Source organism: uncultured Chloroflexus sp., assembly GCF_937129525.1.
Lineage (GTDB): Bacteria > Chloroflexota > Chloroflexia > Chloroflexales > Chloroflexaceae > Chloroflexus.
This window is the reverse complement of sequence record NZ_CAKZNK010000089.1, coordinates 1-8,285: the sequence shown is the minus strand read 5'-3', so window position 1 is coordinate 8,285 and position 8,285 is coordinate 1. Positions and strand designations below refer to the sequence as shown.

Genomic DNA, 8,285 nt, shown 5'->3' with positions numbered 1-8,285 from the left:
CCTTCCTGCGAATGCCGATCCCGATCTGGTGGCCTTTGCGCGCGCGATGCTTGGCTCAACTGCGATCGAGATCACGCCAACACCGACACTACCGGTCGGGAGTGAACCAATAGTGCGGGTCTTTGCCCGCGGCGATCACGCTATCGCGATGCTGAGGGAATTATGACTCCTGCACGCCAATTGACAACCGATCAGGCGGCAGTGGCGAGGTTTGTGCATCACGGCTTGTTGATGCCTTTTTCCGATCCGGTCAGCGCAGCCGGCGCACTATGCGGCGCGCAGGCGCAGATATTGCCAGCGGCGGGTTTGGCGCTCTGGAATCGGGTGCCGGCGATGACGGTCACCGATCTCGACCGCCTCCTCTACCAGGATCGCTCACTCACGCGGCTATGGGGACAACGCCACACGCTTCATCTTTACCCGGCAACCGACTGGCCTATCATCTACGCCGCTCAGTCTCAGCGCGCGACCTACTGGGAGCAAGAAGCGCTGCGGGATGGATGGGATCCGGCGGCTTACGAGGCGTTTCTCACCAAGGTGGCGCAACACCTCTTCGAGCGTGAAACGATGGGGCGAAGTGATTTGAAAACGCTGCTCCCGTCTATCGATGAGCGGCACCTGTCAGGTTGGGGTGGAGTTTTCGCCATTCTGGCCCGTCGCGGTCTGGTATGTCACGCAGCGCCGCGTGGTGGCGAAGCGCGCATGGCGCACCGCTTGCGCTGGTTGCCCGATTTGCCCTGGGATCCACCATCTGCTGACGAGGCGAATCTCACGATGCTCCGCCGGTATCTGGCGACCTGCGGACCGGCTACAATTGCCGATATGAGCTACTGGCGAGGATGCGCGCAGGCTGAGGTGAAGCGGTGGCTTACACTCCTCGGTGATGAGATTGCGCCGGTTAGCGTTGATGGACAACCGGCGTGGTGGTTACAGTCTGCGTTAGAGCGGGTGAACGAATTACCTTCACGCGCCGAGCTGCCGGCGCGACTGTTAGGCCGGTTTGACCCGCTACTGCTCAGCACCCGCGCCAAATCCTGGTTGATCGATGCCGATGTGTATCATCAGGTCTGGCGTCCGGCTGGTCATATTGAGGCTACTATTCTCATTCACGGACGAATTGCCGGCACGTGGCGTTATGACTGGCAAGGCGCAGCGCTGGTCGTAACGATGCGCCCATTCACGCCTCTGGAACCGGCGCTACGCGATCAACTTGAGCGGCTGGCGCTCGGTGTGGCCAACCATTTCAACGCGCCATTGGGAGATTGTCGATGGGAGGAGTAGAAGAGTGGCGTCTCTTGCCACCTGCGCAGGGCGATCCTGCCAGCGAGCTGGCCGCAGGCGCGACAATGCTGGCCAGCCTTGCCACAACATCACATCCGGCGATACGCTGGTATGCCGCCGGTGAGCGTCCGGCGCTGGTGATCGGGTCAGGCCAAAAGATAGACGAAGTTGATCGAATGGCGCTGGCGCGCGCCGGGATCACCCTCCACCGGCGGGCAAGCGGTGGCACTGCCGTGCTCTTCGTGCCCGGTTTGTTGATGCAAGACATTGCCTTGCCGGTCTCACACCGCCTGGCGCATCCCGATGTCAGCGAGTCGTATCGCTGGCTCGGCGAGGTATGGCGGGAAACACTGGCATCTTTTGGTATCACTGCCGAACTGATCTCGATCCCGGCTGCGCGCGCCGACCGGCAGGCGCTTGATCGCTTGACCGCGCGCGCGTGTTTCGGTGGACAGTCGCCGTATGAATTGCTGGTGGGAGGGAAAAAACTGGTCGGTTTTGCCCAGATCCGCCGTCGCGAAGGGCTACTCTTCCAGGTCGGCCTTTATACCCGTTGGCCGGGGCTGCAACTGGCTGCGTTGCTGGCGCTGACCGATCACGAACGAACAGAACTTGTTACCCGATTGGCAGATCGGGTGACCGATCTAGCCACAGTATGCCAGCATCCGCCCGATCTGGTGACGCTAGCCGTCGCATTTGCCTCTGCGCTCCAACAACGGTACCATATTCGCGTCACTCCGACCGATTGGTCGGCGGCAGAACGGGCAGCAATGGCGGCGGCGCAGAGCCGTTTCGCGCCGCTAACACTGTAGCTGTACTCCAGATAGACATTGAGCGTCGGTGTAGCAATCAGCTCAGGGATGTAACCCACCACTCTAGAAATACGACTTATGCATCGCTTCAGCATTGCCTATCTCATGTTGATCGTCATTGCGCTCAGCGCCTGCGGCCAACGCGATCCAATCATATCGGCCTGGTCGCCGGTAGGGCCGCAGCCAACCATATTACCGAGCGTTACTCCGGAACAAACGCTCGCAACCCCTGCGCCATTGGTGGCAGTTATGGAGCCGGTACAGCCAACCTCGACGCCGAGCCTGGTTGACATTGCCACCCAGATTGACGCTTACCTGCGCGAACTGACTGAACGGGGTCAATTCCGTGGCGCAGTATTAGTTGCAGCGCAAGATCGCATTTTAGTTGCGCGCGGTTACGGCCTGGCGAATGTCGAGCGTGATCTACCGAATACAGCGCAGACACGCTTTCGGATCGCTTCGATCACCAAACCGTTCACTGCGCTGGCCATCATGCAGTTGCAGGCAGCGGGCAAACTGGCGGTTGATCAATCGGTCTGCGCGTATTTGCCAGACTGTCCGCGGGCGTGGCAACCGATTACGCTCCACCATCTACTCACCCATACAGCCGGCATTCCCAACTACACCGACTTCCGTGATTTTGCGCAGCTCGAACTCTCACCGGTAACGCCAACCCAGCTTGCAGCGCGTTTTCGCAACCTCCCACTCGATTTTGCTCCGGGAACTGCATTTCGCTACGGCAATTCCAACTATGTGGTGTTAGGTCTGGTCATCGAAGCCGTCAGTGGCCAATCGTATGCCGACTACCTGCGCGACAACATCTTTCTGCCTGCCAGCATGATCAACAGCGGTTACGATAGCGGCGACGCTTCGGCCTTAAACGGCACTGTCGGGTATTTAGGGCCGGGAGCCGAACGATCCATTCCCATCGATACCAGCAATCTCTACAGCGCTGGTGGTCTCTATTCGACGGTTGAAGATCTCTACCGATTCGTGATCGCCCTCAACAATGGGCAGTTATTGCCGTCTTCCGCTCTCGTCCAAATGTACACGCCGGTGCGTAACGATTACGGCTACGGCTGGAAGATCGAGATGCGCAACGGACGGCGAGTCATCTATCATCCTGGCTTCATGTCGGGCGCCGTCACCCATCTGGCATACTACCCTGAAAAGGGGCACGTTGTGATTGTCCTGAGCAATATGGAACGCACCAACGCCGACGCGATTGCGGCGACGATCGGCGGATGGTTGCCGTGATGTCGGGGCATATTACGCCGGTCGTGGGATGGTGACCGATGGCGGGGCGATACGCCGCCGGTTGGCGGATGATGGCCGATGGTGGGGATGGTGGCCGGTGGTGGGGATGGTGGCCGGTTGGCGGATGATGGCCGATGGTGGGGATGGTGGCCGGTGGTGGGGATGATGGCCGGTTGGCGGATGATGGCCGATGGTGGGGAATGATGGCCGGTTGGCGGATGATGACCGATGGTGGGGAATGATGGCCGGTTGGCGGATGGTGGCCGGTTGGCGGATGATGACCGATGGTAGGGGCGAAAAATTTTTCGCCCCTACCATCGGTCGGGGGATGGGGGATGGCGGGGCGATATACCGCCGGTCGGGGGATGGGGGATGGCGGGGCGATATACCGCCGGTCGGGGGATGGGGGATGGTGGGGCGATATACCGCCGGTCGGGGGATGGATGCCGTGATGTCGGGCTGCACATAATGCGCCAGTTGGCGGATAATTGCCATCACGTCGGGAAATAATGCGCCCCTACAGTTGTCCCGTGTCGCCCCATTGCGCCAACTGCGCCCGATACGTTGGATCGTCGTATCGGCCCGGATGGAAGGCGGTAGCATACTCAGGCAGGTGATCGCCAGTCATATGCGCAGCCAGCAATTCGGCAGCGGCGCAGGCCGCCATAATACCGTACCCGGCCAGCGCGCCAATCACGTATGCGCCGGTTACCGGCAGCGGCCCGATCAGAGGCCGATTCTCAGGCGTGCAGGTGTAGTAACCGCCATCCAGGTAAGCTCGCGGCAGGCGATGCAGATACTGACGCAAACCGGGAAGCATCACTGCCATACCGCGCAAAGCGATCTCGAAGAAGTTATCGTCAAGCGGGAGCGGAAACCGGGCCGCGCGCGCCGCCTGATCGTGAGAATGGTAATCCCACAGCAACAAGACCTGCTGACTGCCGCCTTCTCCTTCCGGTCGGCAATGCACGCCAGCAGGAAACCGATCGGCCAGCCACGCGGTAGCCGGATCGGCCAGCAGATCGGCCTTTTCCTGCTCACTCCATCCCAGTTCGACCGAATCACTCCAGATCAAGAGCGGCGCGTTTCGGGGAACGACTCCCAGATAATCGCCAAACGCCGCTTTGAGATGAAGCTGGTTATGAACGGGCAGTTCAATCCCCAACAGCTCACCGACTGCCGCCAGATGGGGGCCTGCCGCGTTCACAAAGCAGGGAGTAGCAATGAGCAGCGTTTCGCCTGGCGCGGCAACTGTCACGCCGCTGACACAACCGCCCTGCCGCTCAACGGCAATCACCTGACCGCGAACGAGCGTGACCCCGGCTGAGCGCGCCGCTTCCAGCAGCAAAGCGCCAAGTTGTTGGGCGCTCAACCAGCCACAACGGCGCGGGTGTAAAACAGCTACCGTGTCAGGCGACAACTCCGGAAAATGGCGCCGAATCAGATCGGGATCGAGCAACAGATCCGCTCCATCTGGCGCCTCGCGCCAGTCATGCCCCGCAGACGGTTGATAATCAGCATCGGCCCGTTCGTGAACACGCAAAGACCCCGCGCCATAATGCGCAGCCCGTTCCGCCTGCTCGCGCCACTGAGCTACCCGCCGTTCGTCGGCGGTAGCGTAGAGATAACCGCGTCGGTTAAGCCGAATCCGATTCCCACTCGCAATTGCTAACGCTTCCAACAGTTCGATACTGCGATTCATCAGCGCGACCATGGCGCGATCAGGCCACCAGTTACGATAACACTCGGTTGATTTATCGCTCGTCAGCGCCAGTGGATCCCCCGCTTCAACCAGAACGACATTGCGCCAGCCTTTCCTGACCGCAAGCTGATAAGCAGTGGCAACGCCAGCAATCCCGGCGCCACAGATGACCGCATTGGCCGTTATTCCCATCATCTCCTCGCGTGATCGTCAAATTGCCTCCCAGGCTGGCATGATACGACACTGCCCGGCCCGGCGCAAAACTCCGGTTTGAAGCGGCGAGCCTGATCAACAGTGACTACTGCGGAAAAGAACACGCCTCGTTACCGACCGTCCTGACCGACAACATCTCTCCGCGCATGGCCGGTTATCTCTGACAATTTGCCATTGAAGTATCGATCGGTGGTCGCAAGCCAGCGCGTCCTCTCTTGTGGAATCCCCAGTGCGGCACAGACACTATCGATAGCATCTGATGATGTGTCGGCCAGGGGGATTATCTATCTGTCGAGACAAGACCCCATAACCGCGCTGTGCCATCTGCCGAGCCAGAGACGAGGAACAGACCATTGGGACTGAAGGCCACGCCAGTGACCTGATCAGTATGGCCAGTGAGGGTGTGGATGATTGCGCCGTCGCCGATGCGCCACAGCCGCACCGTCTTGTCTGCCGACGCGGAAGCGAGGATCTGCCCATCGGGACTAAAGGCCACGCCGGTAACCTGATCAGTATGGCCGGTGAGGGTGCGGATGATTGCGCCGTCGCCGATGCGCCACAGCCGCACCGTCTTGTCTGCCGACGCGGAAGCGAGGATCTGCCCATCGGGACTAAAGGCCACACCCGTGATCCTATCGGTATGGCCGGTAAGGGTGTGGACGAGCGCGCCGTCGCCGGCTCGCCACAGCCGCACCGTCTTGTCTGCCGACGCGGAAGCGAGGATCTGCCCATCGGGACTAAAGGCCACACCCGTGATCCTATCGGTATGGCCGGTAAGGGTGTGGACGAGCGCGCTACCGCGCTTTGTGGTTCCGATCTTGAAACCGAACATTCGCGCCAGCAACTGTTGCCAGCTATCGAGAGGGTGAGCGCCGTGTATGTGCCACAAGCGTACCTGCGCGTCCGCCGAGCCGGTGGCGAGCATCTGTCCATCAGGATTGAAGGCAACGCAGATCAAACCGAGTACTGACTGTGAACGGAAGATGAACAGTACGTTTGGTTCGCGCCTCGCGCTTGCTTCCAGTCTATAATCGAGCGCGCCATCGCCGATACGCCACAGCCGCACCGTCGTATCCCTGCAACCCGCAGCGAGGATATTGCCGTCAGGGCTGAACGCCAGGCTATGAACCTGTCCGGTATGTCCATTCAGGGTACGGAGCAGTCTACCATCGTCTGCTCGCCACAATCGCGCGCGCCTATCCTGTGACCCGGTGGCAATGGTATGACCATCAGGACTGATTGCCACGCTGGTAACGTGTTCGGTGTAGCCGGCTATGGTATGGCGAAGTTTGCCATCACGCGCGCGCCACAATCGCACCGTCGAATCCCAGGACGCCGAGGCAATAGTCTCACCATCAGCGCTGAACGCCACACTGTGTACCCAACCGCGATGACCGTTCAGCGCGTGGAGAAGTTTGCCGTCACTGAACCGCCACAACCGCACCGTCGAATCCCACGATGCCGAGGCGATAATCTGGCCGTTGGCGCTCATTGCCACACTGCGTACCCATCCGGTATGACCGGTCAGAATGCGGAGAAGAGCGCCCTTGGCTACCTGCCACAGCCGCAAGGTTGCATCATCCGATCCTGAGACGAGAGTTTGCCCATCGGGACTGAACACAACGCCATGTACTTTATCGGTATGCCCGGTGAAGGTGGCGAGCGGCATGCCGTTATCGGCGCGCCACAACCGCGCCGTCGTATCCCACGACGCTGAGGCAATGAACTGCCCATCAGGGCTATACGCTACGCCGGTCACCCGGTCAGCATGTCCGGCCAGCGTAGCGAGAAGCGTTCCATCGCGCACCCGCCACAGTCGCACCGTCGTATCTGCCGACCCTGTGACGAGCCACTGCCCATCGGGAGCAAAGGCCAGGCTGGTCACTTTGTCAGTGTGTCCGATCAGGGTATTTATCAACGCACCGCTGTCAACGTGCCACAGCCGCACCGTCTTGTCTGCCGATCCTGCGGCAAGAAACAGCCCATCGGGACTGAACGCCACACTCGTGACGCAGGCGCTGGCGGCAATGAAACGTTCTTCGCTCAACGTTTTGGCGTTGTAGAGATAAATACCTGTCGAGGCACCAACGGCCATCATCGACCGAGCAGAAGCAAAAGCAACAGCGGTATTCCATCCCTTACCCAAAACTGCCAGAGAACTTACCTGGCTGGCGTTGTGAAGTGTGATAGGAGTGGCCATAGGCGATAGCCGATAGGCGATAACCGATCATCCCTCTGCGTCCTCCGCGACCTCTGCGGTGGGAACGATAGCCGATAGGCGATCGTTGCATGTTGCAGGTAGCGGCGGGCGGGGAGGGGGTAGGGGCGAAGCGCCGCTTCGCCCCTACACCGCGACCTCTGCGGTGGGAACAATAGCCGATAGGCGATAGGCGATTGCCGATAGGTGATAGCCAATCATCCCTCTGCGTCCTCTGCGGCCTCTGCGGTGGGATCAATAGCTGATAGGCGATAGGCGATAGATAAACTGGCTGCGGCTTGTTAGAGACGCAGCATTGTGACGATCGTTCAGCAGGGCTTGCAAGGTTGCCACCATTTGCCCGTTGCGTGACGTATAATCAGGCCATAGCCACATCATATGCCAGATGGGGGGGAATGGCTATGAATCTGGAACTGAAGCGACTCTTATTTATGCTATCCGCACTCTGTGCGTTGATTGCCCTGCTGAGTGTGCCATTTGTCGCCGAGCAATGGCGGTTGCAGGTGATCGGATTGGCCGTTATCTTCTATTTTGTGATGATCTTCGCTCGAATGCTGGTGCAGGACATAACCATGCGCGAGGCTCTGTTGGATGGATTTTTTTGATCATTGTGGTCATCCTATTCTTCCTGGTTCGTTGATTGCGCCCGCATTATAGCCGATAGGCGATCGTTGCGTGTTGCAGGTAGCGGCGGGCGGGGAGGGGGTAGGGGCGAAGCGCCGCTTCGCCCCTACACCGCGACCTCTGCGGTGGGAACAATAGCCGATAACCGATAGGCGATAGGCGATAGGCGATAGGCGAT

7 protein-coding genes are annotated in these 8,285 nt (G+C 59.9%); 4 read left to right on the top strand and 3 right to left on the bottom strand.

The window, feature by feature from the left end:
- The first annotated feature begins 162 nt into the window (after positions 1-162).
- From Q0650_RS11260 to Q0650_RS11250, 3 genes are all read left to right on the top strand, one after another.
- Positions 163-1,281 carry a winged helix DNA-binding domain-containing protein gene (locus tag Q0650_RS11260; protein WP_298818998.1) on the top strand — a complete coding sequence of 373 codons (1,119 nt, stop codon included), beginning with the start codon at positions 163-165 and terminating at the stop codon, positions 1,279-1,281.
- Positions 1,269-2,093, top strand: a complete 825-nt coding sequence (locus tag Q0650_RS11255) for a lipoyl protein ligase domain-containing protein (RefSeq protein WP_298818996.1) — start codon at positions 1,269-1,271, stop codon at positions 2,091-2,093. The genes Q0650_RS11260 and Q0650_RS11255 overlap by 13 nt, the downstream gene beginning before the upstream one ends.
- Positions 2,094-2,171: 78 nt before the next feature.
- A complete protein-coding gene (locus Q0650_RS11250; protein ID WP_298818994.1) occupies positions 2,172-3,350 on the top strand; it encodes a serine hydrolase in 1,179 nt (392 codons plus the stop codon).
- 12 nt (positions 3,351-3,362) lie between these two features.
- Here Q0650_RS11250 and Q0650_RS11245 read toward each other — a convergent pair whose 3' ends face one another.
- The 3 genes from Q0650_RS11245 to Q0650_RS11235 all read right to left on the bottom strand — a co-directional run bounded on the left by Q0650_RS11245 (position 3,363) and on the right by Q0650_RS11235 (position 7,465).
- The gene (locus Q0650_RS11245; protein ID WP_298818992.1) at positions 3,363-3,848 is read right to left on the bottom strand and encodes a hypothetical protein; all 486 of its coding nucleotides are present in this window, start codon (positions 3,846-3,848) and stop codon (positions 3,363-3,365) included.
- Between the two features lie 19 nt (positions 3,849-3,867).
- Positions 3,868-5,247, bottom strand: coding sequence for an FAD-binding oxidoreductase (locus tag Q0650_RS11240; protein ID WP_298818990.1), 1,380 nt, complete (start codon positions 5,245-5,247; stop codon positions 3,868-3,870).
- Between the two features lie 298 nt (positions 5,248-5,545).
- A complete protein-coding gene (locus tag Q0650_RS11235) occupies positions 5,546-7,465 on the bottom strand; it encodes a WD40 repeat domain-containing protein (protein ID WP_298818988.1) in 1,920 nt (639 codons plus the stop codon).
- 419 nt (positions 7,466-7,884) lie between these two features.
- Here Q0650_RS11235 and Q0650_RS11230 point away from each other — a divergent pair, with 419 nt between their 5' ends.
- Positions 7,885-8,088, top strand: coding sequence for a hypothetical protein (locus Q0650_RS11230; protein ID WP_298818986.1), 204 nt, complete (start codon positions 7,885-7,887; stop codon positions 8,086-8,088).
- Positions 8,089-8,285: the final 197 nt, after the last annotated feature.